This window comes from Acinetobacter sp. BIGb0102 (assembly GCF_003815055.1).
In the GTDB taxonomy this organism is placed as follows: domain Bacteria; phylum Pseudomonadota; class Gammaproteobacteria; order Pseudomonadales; family Moraxellaceae; genus Acinetobacter; species Acinetobacter vivianii.
The window spans coordinates 117,531-137,788 of the sequence record NZ_RKQE01000017.1; the positions used below are offsets into that span (position 1 = coordinate 117,531).

A 20,258-nucleotide genomic window follows, 5' to 3' on the forward strand; every position below is an offset into this window, starting at 1 on the left:
GCGCTTTAAGCGCCTTTTATTATTTTGGAATTTTTAAAAATCAGTAATCAGATGGATGAATTATTCAGGAATATCACGTTGTGATACTGAACGAATCGCCTGTTTTAATGCTTCATAGCCATGCAATGGTGGGAACTGTGGAAACTCGGCAATTACATTGGCTGGTGCATCAAACAAGAAACCATGATCGGCTTCACCCAGCATGGTGGTATCGTTATAAGAATCACCTGCCGCAATCACACGGAAGTTTAAGCCATGTAATGCTTTGACTGCTTGGCGCTTTTGATCTGGCTGACGTAATTTATACGCGGTAATCATGCCATTTTCATCTGTCTCAAGCTTATGACAGAAAATCGTTGGCCATCCCAATTGTTTCATGAGTGGATGAGCAAACTCATAGAAAGTATCAGATAGAATGATCAGCTGAAAATGTGTACGCACCCATTCCACAAACTCTTTCGCACCTTCAAAAGGCCCCATATCTGCAATCACGGCCTGAATATCATTTAAGCCCAAACCATGCTGTTTTAAGATATTCAAACGTTGAGTCATCAACACATCGTAATCGGGAATATCGCGAGTCGTTGCCTCAAGTTCTTTAATCCCTGTTTTTTTTGCAAAGTTAATCCAGATTTCTGGAACTAAAACCCCTTCAAGATCTAGGCATACGATTTCCATGCTTATTCAACTATCCTATGTGTTAAAAATTGCGCTAGTTTAACATGGAGATGTGCTCAACAATTGCCCTTTTTTCATGGTCTAACCATAGATTTTTTGAATAAGAATTTCCTTGGCGAACATATCCGATCAGACATAATTGCATTACTATATGAGGCAGTATGTCGTGTAAACGACGAAGACCGATGAGCATAAAAGGCAACGTGTTATGACTTTAAATTTGGATCAAATCAATACAGAATTTGGCAATGATGCTGAAAAACTAATTGAATGGGCATTAAGCTTAAATGAAAAGGCCATTGTGACAACGAATTTCCGTCCATTTGAAGCTGTCATTTTGCATATGTTGACCCGCGTCAAACCTGATATTCAGGTGGTCTGGATGGATAATGGTTACAATACCGAAACCACCTATAAGTATGTGGATGAAATTACCAAGTTACTGAACTTGAACCTTCTTACCTACTTACCAAAACGTTCACGTGCACATCGTGAAGCACTGGAAGGCCCTGTTCCTGCACTCGATGATCCAAAACACGAAGCCTTTACTGCGGAAGTAAAATTAGAGCCGTTTGAACGTGCAATCCGTGAAACTGCCCCTAAAGTCTGGTTTACCGCTTTACGTGCTACAGATACCGCTGTACGTGCAGAAATGGATCCTGTCAGCATTAATCCAGATGGCCTTATCAAGGTTGCCCCATTATTAAAATGGACTTCAAAAGACCTTTGGGAATATATGCAAAAACATAATTTACCAGACAACGAAGATTACTTTGATCCGACAAAAGGTGAAGAGCATCGCGAATGTGGTTTGCACTTAAATCACTGATTTTAGCGCCGCATTAAAATAAAACCACTGATTCATCAGTGGTTTTATTTTTCCTGACTCGTCTGTACAAAGTCATATTTTAACCAGAACAAACAGTATATACTGCGCAGAACGGTTCAATAATACTAATAAGAGCTCAAAGAGTATCTTATAAAAAATGCGATGAGAGGCTAGATCTGCTATGCGCCCACTACACCCCATTGATTTTATTTTTCTCTCGCTAGAGAAAAGACAACAGCCTATGCATGTAGGTGGCTTGTTTTTATTCGAGCTTCCAGAGAATGCTTCACCTACATTTGTGCATGATCTAGTTAACGAAATTCGTCAATCTAAAAGTATTCCCGTCCCGCCATTTAACAATCAGTTGAATGGTTTGTTTTGGGGTGAAGATAGCGAGTTTGATATCGACCATCATTTCCGTCATATCGCTTTGCCTAATCCAGGGCGTATTCGTGAACTTCTGGTGTATATCTCTCAACAGCATAGTTCCTTGATTGATCGGGCCAAACCTCTCTGGACATGTGACATTATCGAGGGTATTGAAGGCAACCGTTTTGCCATGTATTTCAAAATTCATCATGCGATGGTAGACGGTGTTGCGGGAATGCGCCTGATTGAAAAATCACTTTCTCATGATCCAAATGAAAAGCATGTTGTACCGTTATGGTGTGTAGAGGGCAAAAGAACTAAACGTTTAAAAGCGCCTAAGCCACCGACAGTGAGCAAAATTAAAGGCGTGATGGAAGGCATTAAATCCCAGCTTGAAGTGGCCCCAAAGGTCATGCAGGAGCTGTCACAAACTATCTTTAAAGAGATGGGTAGAAATCCAGACTATGTGTCAACCTTTCAAGCACCGCCATCTATCCTGAATCAACGCGTGAGTTCTTCACGTCGCTTTGCTGCACAATCGTTTGAACTGGAACGTTTCCGTCGTATTGCCAAATCTTTGGGTGTGACCCTGAATGATGTGATTTTGGCAGTCTGCTCAGGCGCATTACGTGAATATCTGCTCAGTCACAATAGCTTGCCTAAAAAGCCACTGATTGCGATGGTGCCTGCGTCTTTACGTACGGATGATTCTGATGTCAGCAACCGTATTACCATGATTCTGGCAAATCTTGCGACTCATATCGAAGACCCGATTGAGCGTTTGGAAATTATTCGTCGCAGCGTACAAAACTCAAAACAGCGTTTTAGTCGTATGACTGCCAACGAAATCTTAAACTATAGTGCGGTGGTGTATGGCCCTGCTGGTTTAAATATTGCATCTGGCATGTTGCCTAAGCGTCAAGCGTTTAACCTTGTGATTTCAAATGTACCCGGCCCGCGTGAGCCATTGTATTGGAATGGTGCCAAACTTGATGCACTCTATCCTGCATCGATTGTGATGGATGGTCAGGCGCTGAATATCACCATGACAAGTTACTTGGACAAGCTAGAAGTCGGTTTGATTGCATGTCGCAATGCACTACCGAAAATGCAGAATTTACTGACTCATTTAGAAGAAGAAATTCAACGTTTTGAACAAGCGATTCAAGACTTGCCTCAACCGCAGAAAGCGGCGAATTAAATCCCAGAATAAGTTAAGGGGCTTTCGTTAGCCCCTTACTTTTTAATTGTGCGGCAACGCTGCAAGAGCTGATGGCAGGCTGAACGAATCATCGCGGTGGTGATCTGAACTTCTTTACCTTGACTGTCTACCATATAGCATGTGTTTACAGGGTTACTGTCTAAAACATGTTTGAAACCGTGGTTCACTAATCTTTCACTCACATTCATAATTATATACCTCATATTATTTGCTAAGGTACCCAAAAGTACCTATGGCTCATTCTATGGTTCTAGTATTTAAAATTCATGATAGAAAGTAAAATTTCAGTTGTAACAAGGCTTAAGCGAAATCTTGTTACAACTTTAGGTTAAAATGATATCGTATTGCTCTTGCGTATACAGATTTTCCACCTGAAATTTAATCACACGATTAATAAAATGTTCTAAATCCGCGACAGCTGGGGCTTCTGCTGTTAATAGCCGATCAATGACCGCTGGGTGGGCAACGACAGTAAAGCCACCCTTGGAATCAAATGCACGGGCATAACGTAAGATTTCTCGAAATATCTCGTAACATACTGTCTCTGCTGTCTTCACATAGCCCCGTCCTTGACAGGTTGGGCACGATTCACACAGCAAATGTTCCAAAGATTCGCGTGTACGTTTACGCGTCATTTCCACTAAACCGAGCTCGGAAACCTGCGTAATTTTAGTCTTGGCATGATCGCGCTCAAGCATGCGTTCAAACTGACGCATCACTTCCTCTCGATGCTCAGCTTCTTGCATGTCGATAAAATCAATAATGATAATGCCGCCCAGATTGCGCAGACGAAGTTGTCTTGCAATCACTTGTGTGGCTTCCATATTGGTTTTAAATACCGTGTCTTCTAAGCTACGTCCGCCGACATAAGAACCTGTGTTTACATCAATGGTGGTCATGGCCTCGGTCTGGTCTATCATCAGATAGCCACCAGACTTAAGTGCTACACGGGTTTGCAGTGCTTTTTGAATATCTTCTTCGACGTTATATAAATCAAATAATGGCTTCTCGCCTGGATAATGAATCAAACGGTTTTGAATGGTCGGCACAAACTCATCCACAAACTCACTCAGTTTGCCGTGAATTTCCCGTGAATCGACATAAATTTTCGCCGTTTCATCACTTGCCAGATCACGCACAATGCGTTGCGGTAAAGGTAATTCTTCAAAAATCAGTTCAGCCGTCGCCGCTTCTTTTTGTTTACGCTGGATAAATTCCCATAACTTGCTGAGATAGCACATGTCTTGCGCAATCGCAGCTTCATCTACCCCTTCTGCGGCAGTACGCACAATCACACTGCCCGGCAAATGATGCTCAGCCTGAATACCTTCAATAATGCCACGTAAGCGGTCACGCTCTTCCTCAGACTCAATACGCTGAGACACACCAATGTGATTACCATAAGGCATCAACACCAGATAACGCGAAGGAATGGAAAGATCAGTACTTAAACGGGCACCTTTGGTTCCCAGCATGTCTTTCATGACCTGAACCGTCAGCATTTGCCCGGGATGTAATAACTCAAAGACATTTGGCGTAGGTTGCGAACGCGACCACACCATATCGTTAATATGCAAAAAAGCGGTTCGAGACAAACCAATATCAACAAAGGCCGCTTGCATACCCGGAAGTACACGCACAACTTTACCTTTGTAGATATTACCCACTAACCCACGTTTCACAGTACGCTCAACGAATAGTTCATTGACCGTACCATTTTCAATCAATGCCACACGACATTCCATCGGCGTGACGTTAATCAGCAACTCTTCTGCCATAACAAACTCAAAACTTTATAAAAATTCTTATATCCGAAAGTGTTATCCCCAGTATTCCAATACTTAGGCTTTAACCCTTTCTAATAACTGTGCTGTCTCGTATAGAGGCAAACCCACTACATTACTGTAGCTGCCCCGAATTTGAGGAATATATTGTGCAGCAATTCCCTGTATCGCATAGGCGCCAGCTTTTCCTATCGGCTCGCCAGTCGCCCAGTATTTTTCCATTTCTGCATGACTCAGTTGTTGCAACTCAACTTGAGTACGTACAGCAGTGCTGAGCATCTGTGCAGACGTCGCAACACACAGACCAGAATAGACATCATGCCATTGTCCGGAAAGTGCTGACCAGATTTCAAAGGCATGCTGCTTTGATTCTGGTTTTCCAATAATCTTGCCAGCAAAACTTAAACTGGTATCCGCCGCAATCACGATTGCATCAGGGAATTGAGCTAAAACAACTTGAGCTTTGGCTATGGCCAGACGCTCAACATAGTGTTCAACCACTTCCCCTTCTTGCACAGCCTCATCAACATCGGGGCTGTAGATTTCAAAATCTAGCCCCAGTTGCGTTAACAGCTCCTGCCGACGAGGCGAGCTTGATGCAAGAATTATATGCGCCATTTATGTAAACAATAATAAACCAAGGGCCATGCTAACACACCTGTCACCACAGGTTGCCAATGACGGGCAATCGAAAAATGAGTTCCCGCAATGGTCTGGCTAATCCATAGAAAGGTAATATGCGCAACAATGGCAATCACCGCAATCACCCATGAGTTCCCAAACGTCAGAATGCGACGTTCACGAATCAAATAACGTGTCGCAAAGGCAATCAGTACAAAACTCAGTGCATTTAAGCCAAAAGGCGCATCGAGTAATAGATCAACAAAAAGCCCCATGCCAAAGGCAAACCAGACTCCACACCAGACAGGCTGATATAGAATCCAGAACAGCATGATCATCAACATCATCGACGGTCGCCATCCAGAAGCCTCATAAGGCATCGGATAAACCATCAACACTGAGCCGATAACAATGGACAGAATGATCATCAACAATGGATCTTTACGTTTCTCATAGTTCAGTTTAGCGATCGGCATAAGGTTGCTCCTGCGCTAAAGATTCAGAGAATAATACGACCACATGATGACCACTTGCCAGTTGGGCAGCTGGAGCCACGTCAATTTCAGCAAATTCACCCGACGTATGTCGACTGACCTTTGAAACCGTACCCACTAAGTAACCTGCTGGAAAATGTTCACCAAGTCCAGAACTAAATACTTTATCCCCAACCTGAATATTGGCACTGGTCGGGACATATTCCATTTTGAGTTGCCCCAAATCACCTGTACCCGTGACAATGGCACGCATTCCCGTACGTTCTAAACGCACCGACAATGAATGTTCCTTATCAGATAGCAGCATAATCCGTGAACTATGTGGATAGACATTAATAATCTGCCCCATAATCCCCTTATCATCCAGCACAGTTTGACCTGTTCTTAAATGATCCACGGAACCACGGTTAATGATAATAATATGTCGCAATGGGTCAGCATCTGTTCCGATCACCTCAGCAATCTGCATACGGCCATCAATAATCAATGGCGTATCCAAAAGCCCTCTTAGACGGTTATTTTCCGCAGAGAGTTCTGATAGCTTTTGGAGACGGACTTGTGCCTGAAGAAGTTCAGCCTGCATGGCCGTATTTTCACGACGCAATTGAGCTTCAGATTTGGTTTGTTGGTTAAGCCATTCTCGCGACAGTACAGGATAGCTTGCCAGCGCATAAATTGGATTATACGCGGCATACAAGACATCCCTTGCTGGTTGAATTACATAGGGCATGCGCCAATCAAAGAAAAGCACCACCAAACATGTAATGACCGCAATGACAAATGAGCGAAAAGATGGCGGTTGTCTTGAAAAAAGATTCGGTTGCACCGCCTAGTCCTTATGATTTAACCAACGAAAAGCATGTCATGGTTTGGATTGTCAAAGAACTCTAAGACTTTACCGCCACCACGAGTGACGCAAGTTAAAGGATCATCCGCAACAATCACAGGTAAACCTGTTTCTTGAGCAAGCAATTTATCGAGGTTACGTAGTAATGCACCACCACCTGTCAAGACAATACCACGCTCTGCAATATCAGAAGATAATTCAGGTGGGGTTTGTTCAAGTGCAGATTTCACCGCACTCACGATGCTTTGTAATGGATCAGCAATGGCTTGAGTGATTTCATCAGAAGTCACGGTAATCGCGCGAGGTACACCCTCTGCCAGATTACGTCCGCGAACTTCGATTTCGAGGGTTTTGCCATCAGCAACAGCCATACCCACTTCTTTCTTGATCACTTCAGCTGTGGTTTCCCCGATCACACAACCGTGCGCTTTACGAACGTAGTTGATGATCTGTTCATCAAATACATCACCACCGATACGTAATGAATCTGCGTATACACAACCTTGTAATGAAATGATTGCGATTTCAGTCGTACCACCGCCCACATCTACAACCATCGAACCACAAGCTTGCTCAACTGGCATACCTGCGCCAATTGCAGCCGCCATCGGCTCTTCGATCAAACGGACATCACGTGCGCCTGCATTGAATACAGCCTCACGAATTGCACGACGCTCGACCAAGGTTGATTTACATGGTACACACACCACAACACGTGGCGCTGGTGGGAATAAACGCTTCTCATGCACTTTGCCAATAAACTGATTCAACATGGTCTCAGTTACTTCAAAGTCAGCAATGACACCGTCTTTCATTGGACGAATCGCTGAAATATTCGCTGGTGTACGGCCTAACATTTGTTTAGCATCAAGACCTACAGCGGCAACAATTTTTTGCGAACCACTGTGACGAATTGCCACAACAGTTGGTTCATTTAATATAATGCCACGGCCTGGTGCATAAATAAGTGTATTTGCAGTACCTAAATCAATGGCTAAATCCGGCGAAAACAAGCCAATTAGTCGTTTTAGAATCACGGGGGCGTTCTCAATTAAACTTTGTGTGAATACAAGGTGGCAACTTTAACTAAATGTGATGATTTGAACAAGTCAATCGCTTATTATAACGCACGATATTTTGAAATTTTTTAATACTGAATTAGGTAAAGTTATGTCTACATCATCAGATGCTCAGCAGACAACAGACTTAAATGCGCAAACGGTATCGCAAATTGCACACCTTGCCCGTTTATCTCTCAATGACACGCAATCTGCTGAATATGCTCAAAGTTTAAATAAAATCCTTGGCATGATGGAAAGCTTGAAAGGCATTAATACCGATGATGTTGAGCCTTTAAAGAGCCCATTTGACAATCCGCAACCTTTACGCGCTGACGTTGTGACTGAAAGCAACCATCGTGATGAATATCAAGCGGTCGCACCTGCTACAGAAGCAGGTTTATACCTCGTACCTCGCGTAATTGAATAAGTTTTATTCGATTAGTCAATATTTTATATTTAGAATGTAAAGAAATTTTTCATATGACAGATTTACATCGCTTATCAATCCGTGAACTCTCTGAAGGCTTAAAAACAGCCCAATTTTCATCACGCGAATTGACTGAACATTATTTAAAGCGTATTGCCCACATTGACCCAAAAGTAAAAAGTTATGTGACGATAACCGCAGAACAGGCACTTGCTGAAGCAGATGCCGCAGATGCTGCACTTAAGTCAGGCAATGCACACGCGTTGGCAGGTATTCCACTTGCACATAAAGATATTTTTTGTACCCAAGGCATTAAAACCACTGCCGGTTCAAAAATGCTGGATAATTTCATTTCACCTTACGATGCAACGGTTGTTGCAAAAGCCAAAGCTGCGGGTCTCGTGACTTTAGGTAAGGTGAACATGGATGAATTCGCAATGGGTTCAACCTCTGAGAATTCTTATGTCGGCGCAACCTCGAATCCATGGGCACTGGATCACGTTCCGGGTGGCTCATCGGGTGGTTCTGCAGCAGCAGTTGCGGCTGATCTCGCACCGATTGCGACAGGTACAGATACAGGTGGCTCAATTCGTCAACCTGCTTCATTCTGTGGCTTAACCGGCTTAAAACCGACTTATGGTCGTGTGTCTCGCTTCGGTATGATTGCGTATGCATCCTCTCTCGATCAAGGCGGCCCAATGGCGCGCTCGGCGGAAGACTGTGCATACTTAATGAATGTGATTGCGGGTCATGATGCCAAAGACTCTACTTCGATCAATAAAGAAGTGGATGATTATGTTGCCAACCTAAACGGCACGGCGGTGAAAGGTTTACGCATTGGTATTCCAAAACAGTACTTCAATGTTGCTGGTTTAGATGCAGATGTGAAAGCACGCGTTGAAGAGTCATTGAAAAAGCTTGAAGAGATGGGCGCAACCTTAGTTGAGGTTGATCTCAACATGACTGAAGCCTATGTACCAACTTACTACTTGATCGCTCCTGCAGAAGCATCTTCGAACCTGTCACGTTTTGACGGCGTTCGTTATGGCTATCGTTGTGAAAATCCTGTGGACTTGATGGACTTGTACAAACGTTCACGTTCAGAAGGTTTTGGTGCAGAAGTACAACGTCGTATCCTGATCGGGACTTATGCCCTTTCTGCAGGTTATTACGATGCATACTACGTCAAAGCACAAAAAGTTCGTCGTTTGATCCAGCAAGATTTCTTGAAAGCCTTTGAAAATGTAGACGTGATTGCTGCACCATCAGCACCCACAACCGCCTACAAAATCGGTGCCAACCTCAGCCCGACTGAAATGTATTTAGGCGATATCTATACCCTTGCTGTGAACTTGGCAGGTCTACCAGCCATCAACGCACCTGTTGGTTTTGATAAAGACAACTTACCTGTAGGTTTACAGTTGATTGGTAACTATTGGTCAGAATCACAATTGCTTTCGATTGTGCATCAATATCAACAAAATACAGACTGGCATACTAAACGTGCGGCAATTGCTGAGGAGAATGCATAATGACTGAAGCTCAAAAGTTAAAGTTAATTGACGGTTGGGAAGTCGTTATCGGGATCGAGATCCACACGCAGTTGGCGACCAAGTCTAAAATCTTCTCGGGTTCATCGACTGAATTTGGACAAGATCCAAATACGCAAGCCAGCCTTGTTGATTTAGCCATGCCGGGTGTTTTACCTGTATTGAATGCTGAAGTGGTTGATCTTGCGATTCGCTTCGGTTTGGGTATCGATGCCTATATCGATCAAGCCTCTGTGTTTGCACGTAAGAACTACTTCTACCCAGATTCTCCAAAAGGCTACCAGATCAGCCAGATGGATAATCCGATTGTGGGCTTGGGTCATATCGATATCCAGCTTGAAGACGGCACTGTGAAACGCATTGGCGTAACCCGTGCCCATCTTGAAGAAGATGCAGGTAAATCGATCCATGACCAGTTCGAAGGTATGTCGGGTATCGACTTAAACCGTGCAGGTACACCATTGCTTGAAATCGTATCTGAGCCAGATATGCGTTCGGTTGAAGAAGCAGTTGCCTATATCAAGTCGATTCACACGCTCGTGCGTTGGTTAGGTATTTCTGACGGTAACATGGCAGAAGGTTCATTCCGTGCCGACTGTAACGTGTCGCTTCGTCGTCCGGGTCAACCTTTTGGTACACGTTGCGAGTTGAAAAACCTCAACTCATTCCGTTTCATTGAACAAGCAATCAATGTTGAAATTGAACGCCAAATGGAAATTTTGGAATACGGCGGTGAGATCGATCAGGAAACCCGTTTGTTCGACCCGAACAAGATGGAAACCCGTTCAATGCGTTCGAAAGAAGAAGCGAACGACTATCGCTACTTCCCAGATCCAGATTTGTTACCAGTAATCATTGCTGATGAGCAAATCGAAGCGGCACGCGCTGCCCTTCCAGAATTGCCTAAAGCACGCCGTGCACGCTTTATCGCTGACTTTAGTGTGACTGAATACGATGCGCACGTATTGACGCTGTCACGCGAAATGGCGGACTTCTACGAAGCGGTTGTGGCTGCTGCTGGCGGTGCGAAACAAGGTAAAGTCTCTGCAAACTGGGTAATGGGTGAATTCTCAGGTGCTTTAAACAAAGCTGGCCTAGAATTGGCGGACTCTCCTGTTTCAGCTGAGCAGTTAGGTGGCATGATCGCACGTATTGTCGATAACACCATCAGCGGTAAAATCGCGAAGCAAGTGTTTGGCTTTATGTGGGAAGCAGAAGGTAAATCTGCGGATGACATCATTGCTGAAAAAGGCTTGAAACAAGAAACTGATACAGGCGCGATTGAAGCAATCATCAAAGAAGTGCTTGCAGCCAACGAAAAAATGGTTGAAGAGTACAAGTCTGGTAAAGAGAAAGCCTTTAACGGTCTTGTCGGTCAAGTGATGAAAGCATCTAAGGGTAAAGCTAACCCTGCTCAAGTGAATGAATTAATGAAGAAATTGATTGGTTAATACCATCTGATTTCAAAGTAAAACCCGCTTTAGAGCGGGTTTTTTTATATCTTTAACTTATTGCGATCATCATCAATATAGGACATCGTAATATCAATTAAGCAATCAATTAACTCTTCAAAGCTAAAGCCTGTATTTTGAGATGAAAAGAAGTTCATCGTGAGCGCAACACTTGAGTTAATTAAAATATAAACCATCAATTTCAGATTTTTTATTCTCAAAACCTCTGGATGTTTTACCGCATATTCAATCGCTAACGTATTGATGGCTTTTACAGCCTTCACATGACTTGCCTCTGTACTATATTTCCCTGAAACACTCACCCAATAAAAATATTTATTATCATCCTTTGCCAAAAAATCACCAATTTTCAAAAAAATTGATCTGATCGCTGCGGGAATTTCCATATCCTGAATCTCTGGAATCACGGCATAAATGACATTTGCCAGCTCAGCAATAAAATATTGCTGCATTTCTATAAACAGTGCCTCTTTATTCTTGAAATACTCATAAAAACTTCCTGAACCAACCCCTGCAATCTCACATACTTTCAGTACAGTTGTATGATCCAATCCATTATTTTTTACTGATATAAATCCTGCATCAACTATAGAATTATAGGTGTTTTTTGATCTACTTTGCTTTGGTTTTCTTATATTTACCACTCTAAAAATCTCCCTATAAAATCCGTCTTTTTTCCGTATAAATTCATTGATAAATTGTATAGAGAAACTCAAAACTGTTCAAATTATCACCCACTGCTAAGGAAAGAAGAAAATGAATATAGCGGCACCGTCTCTACACAAAATCGTTCGTCGTAATGTGGTTATTCCTTTTGATAAAAGCAAAAAGTTTTCTTTTTACTATGAAGATAATCTCGTTGTTACCTCATTGTTTGTGGTTCTTTCCGCCATGTTTCCACCTGGAGAAATGTTTTTTATCGAGAGTATTCGAAATGTCCGTGATCAAATTAAAGATGAAAAATTACTAGAAGATATCCGAAATTTTATTGCGCAAGAAGCATTTCATAGTCGGGAACATCAATCTCTAAATGAGCATCTTATTCATTCGGATTACCCAGAAGTTATAGAGATAGAAGCCAAGACCAAAGCAAAATTAGATGAATTTCGGAAACTTCCTAAAGTTGAACAATTAGCCGCAACCGTGGTGATGGAACACTATACGGCAACGCTTGCACGGTTATTATTAACTGATCCATTAATTAAACAGAGAACGACACAAGACAGTAGAAACCTATGGGAATGGCATGCGCTGGAAGAGTTAGAACATAAATCTGTGGCATTTGATGTGTTGAATGCCATAGGTGGTAATACGGTTAAAAATAGAAGGATTGCACTCAGTAGGGTTACCAAACTCCTTTCTCCTGTACTTTTTCATTACTGGATCAAAATATTAAGACGGAGTGATATTCAGTTTTCGTTTCGGGAGCTCAAAGATGGTGTATATCTAGGCTTTGGAGGAATTAATCGTGTAGGGATTATCACTAAAGCAATGGTTGAGATGCTGGATGTACGAGATAGAGATTTCAATCCCCTACACATGCAGACTGAACAGCTCGAAGCAGAATATCGAGAAAAATTGTTTGGTGAAAATGGTATTTTAAAAAGTGCGTTTAAAAGCTGATTGATTTTAGAGTTAGAAAATCCTTTAACAGTCTTGTTAGACAAGTAATGAAAACATCTATGAGAAAGCCCTCTTTTTATAGCGGGTTTTCTTATTTTATAAGGTAAAATACCTGCACAATAATTTTTCAAATCAAAACTAACATGATCGTTAAATTTATGAAAAAGAGATTATTTCTTAGCACTTGTTTACTTTTAATCAGCAATTCTAATTTTGCACAAACACCTCAAGTTCCTAAAGCTGATACTGAGGCTATTTTTAAAGCAGCGGGCTTTTCAAAAACAAAATATGGTTGGGAAGGTAACTGCGATATAGGTGAAATCACTACATATAAAGACTTAAATGGTGATGGACTAAAAGATGCCATTATTTCAGATGCTGACTCAACATGTTATGGTCGAGAAATGGTTGGTTATCACATCATTTCCCAACAGAAAAAAGGGATATGGAAAATGATCGTCGAAAACCGAGGCACTCCAACTTTCTTAGACACAAAAGGTAAAGATGGTTGGCCAGATCTTATTAATAAAGGTTCTGGTTTTTGCTTTTCTGTATTCCGTTGGGATGGTCAAGAATATAAGGTTCACCGTTATGAATATGAAGGTAAAGCATGCTCATTACGATAAATAAAAATGCAATAAAATAAATCCCTCATGAACGAGGGATTTTATAACTTATTAACGTATCACACCCAACTTATTCCAAATATCAGGTGTTAAAAAAGTCGTGACCAATTTATTTAAATCAATATAGCGCAACGTGCCTTGCAACTGCTGTCTGACCGCTGGATCTTTAACAATATCCTCACCCGCGCTTTGACCTAACTGCTGAAAAGCCTCTCCAACAGCCTTAACACCTTCCGCCTGAATCACGGCTTTAGTCTGCGTCGAACACTGCTCCACAATCACACGCTGTAACACCTGTGCCAACTTCTGATCCAACTGGGTTTTCTGCTCAGGTGTGACATTACTAAACGCCTTTAAATCAGGATGTGCAGCCAAAGCACTATACGTCCATTGCAAAACTGTGGTTTTATCCGCTGCGGTGGTCGCTTTCACCAAACAATCACTCAGTTGATCGACTGTTGGCCCTGCCATTGCCACTTGGGTTGTACCCAGCACAGCCGCAGCCATGAACGCAGAACAACTTAAACGAAAAAATTTACGGCGGGCAGAAGTATAAACATGAGACATAAGCACAGTTCCAAATTGCAATTTTTCCCTTTGTACCATGTACAAGGCAAATCATCTGTTATGACGCTGTAAATTGCGTAAGCCCACGCCTTTAAAGCTTTGACAAAGTGTAAAATGATCCTCTAAAACAATCCTATATTCCTGAATGCGCATTTATTCCATACCTGCATAATCCCATGATGCAGGAATATTCGGCTGCTTCGGCACTTTATTTAAATCAATATTCAGGTTGCGACTGCCTTTAAACGATTTCTCACCCGAATCTGATGCAGGTGATATATCTAGACTGTAACGATAACGGAATTGCCATAACATTGGCTTGATCGGACGGATATCCAGACTCAACCCATCTTCATCATGACAGTTGCCTTTGGAATTCTCATAATCCTGTTCCGAGAAACAGGCCCGAATCATGCGATTAAAACTAAAAGGATAATTTTCAATAAAGCGATGGGTTTTGCCTGAATCCTTTAATTCATAAAAACTGGCACGCTCAATCCCCGCCCCACCACCTGAATACATTTCAGAAAAAGTATCAATCACCGCAATGGCATAACGGTTCTGATCCATCGGAAATAGTTTAGGAAAAATATACTGTCCTGATCTTGCCATCTCCTCGTCAGGTACTAATGGAATATGCCATTGCTTCAATAACTTAAAGCCTGAATCTGAGTGATTAAACTGGACAATATTTCCCTCAGATAATAACCATACATCTTGAGGAGGTATTTTTAAGCTCAGCCATTTTGCTTGCTGCGTACAAATATCTTTGACTTGCTCACAGAGTTGTTTTTGTTCTGACTGGCTCAGTTGTGCTTTCTTAAACTCCAGAATCTGTAATGGCGCAGCAAAAGTAGAGACACTCATATAACTCAACACAGCAGTGAAAATGACTCGACTCAATCTATTGTTATTTTTAAACATGGTATTTCCTTAGGCTATTTTTATCGATTTATCCAATAATTTTACAATTGCTTGATTTTGATTTTGTGATAAATCTTCACCATCCGAAATATGTTAATTTAAAGCGAAACTTAAAACACGCCATTAAAAATGAAAATATTCCTTACCACTTTTGCTTTTGTATTCTCGATCTTCACTTCGGTAACGCATGCGGAGATTCACAATTTCAAACCGAATTTTCCTCAATTCTCAAATACAGCACAACAACGTCAAACCCAAAACCAAATCTATGCACTGGGTGAAGCCTCCTTTGCCAATGACGTTCGTGTACCCTTCTATGGTATTACTGCGCCAAATCCTGTCGATGATGGTCTATTAAAAGATTTTAAAACCTGTACGGCAAAAAGTTGTCATTTCAATTTTAAATTAGCCGCCGATCAGGCCAAACAACTTAAACTGGTTGCACTTCCTGAAATTGGTCTTGTACTTGTACCTAGAGACTGGCGCGATATCGAAGCGCATGCAGGGGCAAATGGTACAGGCTCAGCATTACTCATGAGTCCAAATCAGAAACAGGCCATTGAACTCTATGATTCATCTGTTTGTATTGGCTGTGGTATGCCCTATGCCAGCCTTTATTTTCCAGACTTGCTAAAACAAAGTATTGAAAATGAATATGGTGGATATAAAGATCCAAAGAAATTAGTCAACCTTGTACATCCTTCCAAACAAGTGGCCTTCTTTAGTTATCAGATTCCAAAGCTGAATAACAAAACCCATGGTGTGGCTAAATATATCGATGATGGCGACTTTAACTTCAGGATCATTAAAGTAACCCTAGATAAATCCCAACAGCCTTTGGTCGGGACGATTTTAAATTTTTATCATTTTAGCCATTAGCCTGTGAGGATGTTTAAGCAGATTGGCTGGCTCTGAGTAGATTCAGGAAATGCTCGACCCGAACATTGTTTTCTTTATTTCGAAAAATCGCATAAATAGGGGCAATACAGGGTTTTTTCGCCTCCAGACTGCGATAGACAATCTGCTTGTTCCAGAAATCCTGAATTGAAGCGGGCACAATGGAAATGCCGATCCCCGCAGCAATCAAATTAAGACTTGAAGTTAAGCGCGGTGCTTCCTGCACAATATTGGGATTAAAACCAGCCTGATAGCAGTTCGCCAAAATATTATCAAACAGATCCTGTCCAGCAATACGGCGATATAATACAAACTCATAAGGCTCGAGGTCTAGCAGTCGAATTGGCCCCTCTTCGACAGCTAGAGGATGATTACTGGGTAATGCCACAATTAATGGTTCATCCAGCACATGCAGACTTTGCAGTCCAATACGAATCGGCGCAGGCTTGCGTAAAAACACAATATCTAGTTCTTGATTAATTACTGCATCGGTTAAGGAGCTGCTGCTTTTTTCTTCCAGATGAATGGCAACGGCTGGAAACTTCTCTCGAAACTCACGCAATAAGGCAGGCAGAAATGGATGTAAACCAGCCGAATTGGTAAAACCGATATTGATCTGTCCTTCCAGACCTTGGGCAATATTTTTTACCCGTTTCGGAATAGATTGGGCATGTGCCAGAATCGTGATGGCTTCCTGATATAAAGCCTTCCCCGCTTCGGTGACTTCAACCCCACGCGGCAAACGTTTGAGCAATGTTGTATCCAGTTCCTCTTCCAGACTTTTGATCAGTCGGGTCAAAGGTGGCTGTTGCATGTGTAGTCGAACGGCCGCTTTGGAAATATTACTTTCCTCAACCACAGCAACGAATGCGTTCAGTTTATGGATATCAATCATACATACCTTAAAAGTATATCTAACAGCAAAAATAGCATTTGTGAATATACCATAAATCTTTCATGCTATAGCTCATGAAGTTGAACAGAAAGGTTATCCAATGAAAGCCCAAGCCCTATCAATACAGAATGAGCCCATCACAACTGCTCCTGATTGTAAGGCATTATTCACGGGATTTATGAAGTTGGGATTGATGGGTTTTGGTGGGGTTTTACCCTTGGCTCATCGCATCATCGTTGAAGAACACAAATGGATAGATGAAGGCAAATTTACCGACTTGTTAGGCGTCTGCCAATTATTGCCTGGCGGCAACATCATCAATATGGCTGTTGCGATTGGCATGGAATTTGAAGGTGTTAAAGGCGCAATCAGCTCAGTGCTTGGGTTGATCTCCGCACCAACCGCAATCGTGCTGATCATCTATCAGGTGTATGAATATTTTCAGTATCTCCCAGCAGTCAAACATATGATTCAAGGTCTAGCGGCAGCGGCGGCAGGCTTACTGTTTGCAACAGGATTGAAGATGCTCAGACCGATCTTAAAAAGTTACCTGACCATCTTTACCATTGGATTGACCTTTGTCTTTATGATCTGGATCAAGCTACCACTGGCACTGACTTTGGCCATTCTACTCGCAATTAACATGCTGGTTTTAGGAGTGAAAAAATCATGATCTTACTCACTCTTGCCATCGTTTTTACTCAACTTTCATTGCTGGCTTTTGGTGGTGGTAATGCCATTCTGCCTGAGATGCAGCATCAGGTTGTTACTGTCCATCAATGGCTCACTGCCGAGCAATTTAGCTCACTGTTTGCGATGGCCCAAGCGGCCCCCGGCCCGAATATGATGATTGTGCCTTTGGTTGGTTGGCATGTCGCAGGCCCAGCAGGACTACTGGTTACGTCACTAGCGAAATTTGGTCCCTCATCCATCATTACCATTTACGCGCTTAAATTCTGGGAACGTTTTAAAGCTAATCCACTACGCGCTCGTTTTGAAAAAGCCCTAAAACCGATTACTGTAGGTTTAGTGCTGGTCAGTGCATGGTTGATTGCAGATGCATCTGCACAAAACCTGCTGCTGGTCATGATCGTAATCGTGACCGCAATCCTCGGCATGTTTAAAAAGATTCATCCGCTTTGGGTGATGGCTGTGGGTGCTGGACTGGGAATCGCCTTCCTCTAACAAGTAATAAAAAACCTGCTTGATGCAGGTTTTTTATTGAATCTCGAATTACCAGATGCTGACCCGTTTTTCAGGCGCCAAATACATTTTGTCCCCTTTCTTAATCTTGAACGCATCATAGAACGGTGCTTGATTGACTAAAGCGCCATTGGCCCGAACTTTATCTGGCGAATGTGGATCTGTTTTTAAATATACAATCGCTTGAGCTTCTCGGGTCTTGGCACGCCAGACCTGTGCCCAACCCATGTAGAAACGCTGTTCACCAGTTCGACCTTCAATAACAGGTGCTGGCTTGCCTGCCAATGAAATTTGATAGGCTTTATAGGCAATCGATAGTCCAGAATTATCTGCAATATTTTCACCTAAAGTCAGTTCACCATTGACGTGATACCCTGCAATCGGTTCATAGGCATTGTACTGTGCTATCAAAGCCTGTGTTTTGGCTTTAAAGCGCTTGTGATCTTGTGCAGTCCACCAATTGCGCATATTGCCCAATTCATCAAACTGACTACCCTGATCATCAAAACCGTGACTAATCTCATGTCCAATGACACTGCCGATGCCCCCATAATTAACCGCATCATCGGCATCGATATTAAAAAATGGCGGTTGTAAAATGGCGGCTGGGAATACGATTTCATTAGATGATGGATTGTAATAGGCATTCACCGTCTGCGGTGTCATAAACCATTCATCACGATCCACTGGCTTACCTAGTTTATCTAAATCATCTTGATGCTCAAACTCGCTGGCACGAATCACGTTACCAATGAGGTCACCCTCTTTAATATCTAGCGCTGAGTAATCACGCCATTTCTTCGGATAACCTACTTTAATCGACAAACTGGATAATTTCTTTTTGGCCTGTACTTTAGTTTCAGGACTCATCCAGTCCAATTGGCTAATACTTTGATCATAAGCCTGTATCAGGTTCTGAACCAAAGCATCCATGCGTTGTTTTTTATCCGCAGAAAAATGCTTTTCCACATAGATTTTACCTAGACCATCGCCCAGTACCCCATTCACAGTTTGTACACCACGCTTCCAGCGCACTTCCTGTTCGGCAACATCACGTAAGGTCTTACCGTAGAAGGCAAAGCTTTCATCGACAAAAGCTTTATTCAGGTAAGGCGCAAAACTACTAATGAGATTCCATTTAAAATAAGCCTTCCAAACGTTTAAAGGAGTTCGATCAATCACTGGATCAAGGGATTGAAAATAACTTAACTGGTTCACCTGAATGGTCTGGATTTTATCCTTCACCCCAACCGAGCTGAGATAAGTGTTCCAGTCAAATGTTGACGTCAATTTTTTTAGATCTTTGGTTTTATAAATATTATAACGCTTGGATAAATCACGATTCTGAACATTGCTCCACTGAATCTTCGCCAGCTCGGTTTCAAGCGTCAGGATTTCTTTTGCATGTTGAGCCGCTTGCTGATCACCTGACAGTTGCAGCATACGTTCAATATGCTTGAGATATTTTGCACGCGTTTCTACAAATTTCTGATCATCTTTTAAATAGTAGTCACGATCAGGTAACCCCAATCGACGTTGCACCAATCCTGCAATCATCACATCAGAGCGCTTCATATCCTGTCCAATACTGATATCAAACGGCGTTCTGACGCCAATTCGAGAAAAATGCCCCATTAACTGGGCAAAACCTTGTTTGCTTTGAAGTGCATCGACCCGTGCCAACTCCTGTTGTAAAGGTTTGATGTCTTGCGCTTCAATCGCTTTTTCGTCCATAAAACTGGCATACAGACTGGCAATCTTTTGCTCTACGCTGCCTGCTGCCCATTTTTGTGCAGTCAAGTCTTCAACGATGCGATGTAATTGATTGGTTGATAATTCATGTAACTCATTAAATGCACCCCAACGTGCCTTATCCGCTGGAATTTCAGTTTGTTTCAGCCATGTTCCATTCACATAATCATAAAAGTCATTATTTGCACTGCCATTCTGATCAATATACTGTTGATCAATACCTGAGATTTTTTGAGTTTGGGCAGATTGAATGGCTTGAGCTGCCCAGACATTTATTGTTGTCGCAGTCAGCGCAACGGCCAAGGCACTTTTAAGCAATAAAGGTTTCATGATTTATCCTGTTTATTTAAGTTCTAAGCGATACAAGAGAAAAATGAGAGATCATTAATTTTATCAACAGACTATAGTGAAACACTT

General features: G+C 42.2%; 22 protein-coding genes. 10 read left to right on the forward strand and 12 right to left on the reverse strand.

Features of this window, described 5'->3' with window-relative positions; all coding sequences use genetic code 11:
* Positions 1-60: 60 nt before the first annotated feature.
* Positions 61-678: a bifunctional phosphoserine phosphatase/homoserine phosphotransferase ThrH gene (thrH, locus tag EC846_RS17080; protein ID WP_004652299.1), complete on the reverse strand. Its 618-nt coding sequence runs from the start codon at positions 676-678 to the stop codon at positions 61-63.
* Between the two features lie 208 nt (positions 679-886).
* Between thrH and EC846_RS17085 the strand changes: the two genes are divergently transcribed.
* Positions 887-1,507: a phosphoadenosine phosphosulfate reductase family protein gene (locus tag EC846_RS17085; RefSeq protein ID WP_005259304.1), complete on the forward strand. Its 621-nt coding sequence runs from the start codon at positions 887-889 to the stop codon at positions 1,505-1,507.
* Between the two features lie 181 nt (positions 1,508-1,688).
* The gene (locus EC846_RS17090; protein WP_004775297.1) at positions 1,689-3,077 is read left to right on the forward strand and encodes a WS/DGAT/MGAT family O-acyltransferase; all 1,389 of its coding nucleotides are present in this window, start codon (positions 1,689-1,691) and stop codon (positions 3,075-3,077) included.
* 35 nt (positions 3,078-3,112) lie between these two features.
* Here the strand turns inward: EC846_RS17090 and EC846_RS18525 are convergent, their stop codons facing one another.
* From EC846_RS18525 to EC846_RS17120, 6 genes are all read right to left on the reverse strand, one after another.
* Positions 3,113-3,286 (reverse strand): PA1571 family protein, encoded by a 174-nt coding sequence (locus EC846_RS18525; RefSeq protein WP_004775299.1) that lies wholly within the window; start codon positions 3,284-3,286, stop codon positions 3,113-3,115.
* Positions 3,287-3,421: 135 nt separating this feature from the next.
* Positions 3,422-4,876 (reverse strand): ribonuclease G, encoded by a 1,455-nt coding sequence (gene rng, locus EC846_RS17100; protein ID WP_004775302.1) that lies wholly within the window; start codon positions 4,874-4,876, stop codon positions 3,422-3,424.
* Positions 4,877-4,939: 63 nt separating this feature from the next.
* Positions 4,940-5,500 (reverse strand): Maf-like protein, encoded by a 561-nt coding sequence (locus tag EC846_RS17105; protein ID WP_123775866.1) that lies wholly within the window; start codon positions 5,498-5,500, stop codon positions 4,940-4,942.
* Positions 5,488-5,979 carry a rod shape-determining protein MreD gene (mreD, locus tag EC846_RS17110; protein ID WP_005259310.1) on the reverse strand — a complete coding sequence of 164 codons (492 nt, stop codon included), beginning with the start codon at positions 5,977-5,979 and terminating at the stop codon, positions 5,488-5,490. The genes EC846_RS17105 and mreD overlap by 13 nt, the downstream gene beginning before the upstream one ends.
* Entirely contained in the window at positions 5,966-6,823 is an 858-nt protein-coding gene (gene mreC / locus EC846_RS17115; protein WP_004775307.1) for a rod shape-determining protein MreC, read from the reverse strand. The genes mreD and mreC overlap by 14 nt, the downstream gene beginning before the upstream one ends.
* Before the next feature lie 17 nt (positions 6,824-6,840).
* Complete coding sequence (locus tag EC846_RS17120; protein WP_004775309.1) at positions 6,841-7,881, reverse strand: rod shape-determining protein; 1,041 nt, start codon at positions 7,879-7,881, stop codon at positions 6,841-6,843.
* Between the two features lie 133 nt (positions 7,882-8,014).
* Here EC846_RS17120 and gatC point away from each other — a divergent pair, with 133 nt between their 5' ends.
* From gatC to gatB, 3 genes are read left to right on the forward strand one after another with little or no spacing between them, the layout of a single operon-like run.
* The gene (gene gatC / locus EC846_RS17125; RefSeq protein WP_004652310.1) at positions 8,015-8,332 is read left to right on the forward strand and encodes an Asp-tRNA(Asn)/Glu-tRNA(Gln) amidotransferase subunit GatC; all 318 of its coding nucleotides are present in this window, start codon (positions 8,015-8,017) and stop codon (positions 8,330-8,332) included.
* A 53-nt stretch (positions 8,333-8,385) separates the two neighbouring features.
* Positions 8,386-9,864, forward strand: coding sequence for an Asp-tRNA(Asn)/Glu-tRNA(Gln) amidotransferase subunit GatA (gene gatA / locus EC846_RS17130; RefSeq protein ID WP_123775867.1), 1,479 nt, complete (start codon positions 8,386-8,388; stop codon positions 9,862-9,864).
* The gene (gene gatB, locus EC846_RS17135) at positions 9,864-11,333 is read left to right on the forward strand and encodes an Asp-tRNA(Asn)/Glu-tRNA(Gln) amidotransferase subunit GatB (protein WP_123775868.1); all 1,470 of its coding nucleotides are present in this window, start codon (positions 9,864-9,866) and stop codon (positions 11,331-11,333) included. Before gatA ends, gatB begins: the two co-directional genes overlap by 1 nt.
* Before the next feature lie 44 nt (positions 11,334-11,377).
* Here gatB and EC846_RS17140 read toward each other — a convergent pair whose 3' ends face one another.
* Entirely contained in the window at positions 11,378-11,998 is a 621-nt protein-coding gene (locus EC846_RS17140) for a TetR/AcrR family transcriptional regulator (RefSeq protein WP_004775313.1), read from the reverse strand.
* 112 nt (positions 11,999-12,110) lie between these two features.
* Here EC846_RS17140 and EC846_RS17145 point away from each other — a divergent pair, with 112 nt between their 5' ends.
* The gene (locus EC846_RS17145; protein ID WP_123775869.1) at positions 12,111-12,977 is read left to right on the forward strand and encodes a metal-dependent hydrolase; all 867 of its coding nucleotides are present in this window, start codon (positions 12,111-12,113) and stop codon (positions 12,975-12,977) included.
* Between the two features lie 143 nt (positions 12,978-13,120).
* The gene (locus tag EC846_RS17150) at positions 13,121-13,603 is read left to right on the forward strand and encodes a hypothetical protein (RefSeq protein ID WP_123775870.1); all 483 of its coding nucleotides are present in this window, start codon (positions 13,121-13,123) and stop codon (positions 13,601-13,603) included.
* Positions 13,604-13,654: 51 nt separating this feature from the next.
* On the opposite strand, the gene EC846_RS17155 is transcribed toward EC846_RS17150, so the two are convergent.
* Positions 13,655-14,170 carry a hypothetical protein gene (locus EC846_RS17155; RefSeq protein WP_123775871.1) on the reverse strand — a complete coding sequence of 172 codons (516 nt, stop codon included), beginning with the start codon at positions 14,168-14,170 and terminating at the stop codon, positions 13,655-13,657.
* A 153-nt stretch (positions 14,171-14,323) separates the two neighbouring features.
* Positions 14,324-15,094, reverse strand: coding sequence for a hypothetical protein (locus EC846_RS17160; RefSeq protein WP_123775872.1), 771 nt, complete (start codon positions 15,092-15,094; stop codon positions 14,324-14,326).
* A 129-nt stretch (positions 15,095-15,223) separates the two neighbouring features.
* On the opposite strand from EC846_RS17160, the gene EC846_RS17165 reads away from it, so the two are divergent.
* Complete coding sequence (locus EC846_RS17165) at positions 15,224-15,973, forward strand: DUF4850 domain-containing protein (RefSeq protein WP_123775873.1); 750 nt, start codon at positions 15,224-15,226, stop codon at positions 15,971-15,973.
* A 13-nt stretch (positions 15,974-15,986) separates the two neighbouring features.
* Here the strand turns inward: EC846_RS17165 and EC846_RS17170 are convergent, their stop codons facing one another.
* Positions 15,987-16,886, reverse strand: coding sequence for a LysR family transcriptional regulator (locus EC846_RS17170; RefSeq protein WP_047429744.1), 900 nt, complete (start codon positions 16,884-16,886; stop codon positions 15,987-15,989).
* 100 nt (positions 16,887-16,986) lie between these two features.
* Between EC846_RS17170 and EC846_RS17175 the strand changes: the two genes are divergently transcribed.
* Both EC846_RS17175 and EC846_RS17180 read left to right on the forward strand, forming a co-directional pair.
* A complete protein-coding gene (locus EC846_RS17175; RefSeq protein WP_004775326.1) occupies positions 16,987-17,559 on the forward strand; it encodes a chromate transporter in 573 nt (190 codons plus the stop codon).
* The gene (locus EC846_RS17180) at positions 17,556-18,071 is read left to right on the forward strand and encodes a chromate transporter (protein WP_123775874.1); all 516 of its coding nucleotides are present in this window, start codon (positions 17,556-17,558) and stop codon (positions 18,069-18,071) included. The genes EC846_RS17175 and EC846_RS17180 overlap by 4 nt, the downstream gene beginning before the upstream one ends.
* A 48-nt stretch (positions 18,072-18,119) precedes the next feature.
* Here the strand turns inward: EC846_RS17180 and EC846_RS17185 are convergent, their stop codons facing one another.
* The gene (locus tag EC846_RS17185; RefSeq protein WP_123775875.1) at positions 18,120-20,171 is read right to left on the reverse strand and encodes a M13 family metallopeptidase; all 2,052 of its coding nucleotides are present in this window, start codon (positions 20,169-20,171) and stop codon (positions 18,120-18,122) included.
* Positions 20,172-20,258: the final 87 nt, after the last annotated feature.

What these genes read in the sequence shown, in the direction of transcription:
- rng (WP_004775302.1), bottom strand. Translation starts at nt 4,876, where the DNA reads ATGGCAGAAGAGTTGCTGATTAACGTCACGCCGATGGAATGTCGTGTG.
- thrH (WP_004652299.1), bottom strand. Translation starts at nt 678, where the DNA reads ATGGAAATCGTATGCCTAGATCTTGAAGGGGTTTTAGTTCCAGAAATC.
- gatA (WP_123775867.1), top strand. Translation starts at nt 8,386, where the DNA reads ATGACAGATTTACATCGCTTATCAATCCGTGAACTCTCTGAAGGCTTA.
- gatB (WP_123775868.1), top strand. Translation starts at nt 9,864, where the DNA reads ATGACTGAAGCTCAAAAGTTAAAGTTAATTGACGGTTGGGAAGTCGTT.
- EC846_RS17175 (WP_004775326.1), top strand. Translation starts at nt 16,987, where the DNA reads ATGAAAGCCCAAGCCCTATCAATACAGAATGAGCCCATCACAACTGCT.
- EC846_RS17165 (WP_123775873.1), top strand. Translation starts at nt 15,224, where the DNA reads ATGAAAATATTCCTTACCACTTTTGCTTTTGTATTCTCGATCTTCACT.
- EC846_RS17180 (WP_123775874.1), top strand. Translation starts at nt 17,556, where the DNA reads ATGATCTTACTCACTCTTGCCATCGTTTTTACTCAACTTTCATTGCTG.
- mreD (WP_005259310.1), bottom strand. Translation starts at nt 5,979, where the DNA reads ATGCCGATCGCTAAACTGAACTATGAGAAACGTAAAGATCCATTGTTG.
- EC846_RS17090 (WP_004775297.1), top strand. Translation starts at nt 1,689, where the DNA reads ATGCGCCCACTACACCCCATTGATTTTATTTTTCTCTCGCTAGAGAAA.
- EC846_RS17155 (WP_123775871.1), bottom strand. Translation starts at nt 14,170, where the DNA reads ATGTCTCATGTTTATACTTCTGCCCGCCGTAAATTTTTTCGTTTAAGT.
- EC846_RS17170 (WP_047429744.1), bottom strand. Translation starts at nt 16,886, where the DNA reads ATGATTGATATCCATAAACTGAACGCATTCGTTGCTGTGGTTGAGGAA.
- EC846_RS17150 (WP_123775870.1), top strand. Translation starts at nt 13,121, where the DNA reads ATGATCGTTAAATTTATGAAAAAGAGATTATTTCTTAGCACTTGTTTA.
- EC846_RS18525 (WP_004775299.1), bottom strand. Translation starts at nt 3,286, where the DNA reads ATGAATGTGAGTGAAAGATTAGTGAACCACGGTTTCAAACATGTTTTA.
- EC846_RS17160 (WP_123775872.1), bottom strand. Translation starts at nt 15,094, where the DNA reads ATGTTTAAAAATAACAATAGATTGAGTCGAGTCATTTTCACTGCTGTG.
- EC846_RS17105 (WP_123775866.1), bottom strand. Translation starts at nt 5,500, where the DNA reads ATGGCGCATATAATTCTTGCATCAAGCTCGCCTCGTCGGCAGGAGCTG.
- EC846_RS17145 (WP_123775869.1), top strand. Translation starts at nt 12,111, where the DNA reads ATGAATATAGCGGCACCGTCTCTACACAAAATCGTTCGTCGTAATGTG.
- gatC (WP_004652310.1), top strand. Translation starts at nt 8,015, where the DNA reads ATGTCTACATCATCAGATGCTCAGCAGACAACAGACTTAAATGCGCAA.
- EC846_RS17085 (WP_005259304.1), top strand. Translation starts at nt 887, where the DNA reads ATGACTTTAAATTTGGATCAAATCAATACAGAATTTGGCAATGATGCT.
- EC846_RS17185 (WP_123775875.1), bottom strand. Translation starts at nt 20,171, where the DNA reads ATGAAACCTTTATTGCTTAAAAGTGCCTTGGCCGTTGCGCTGACTGCG.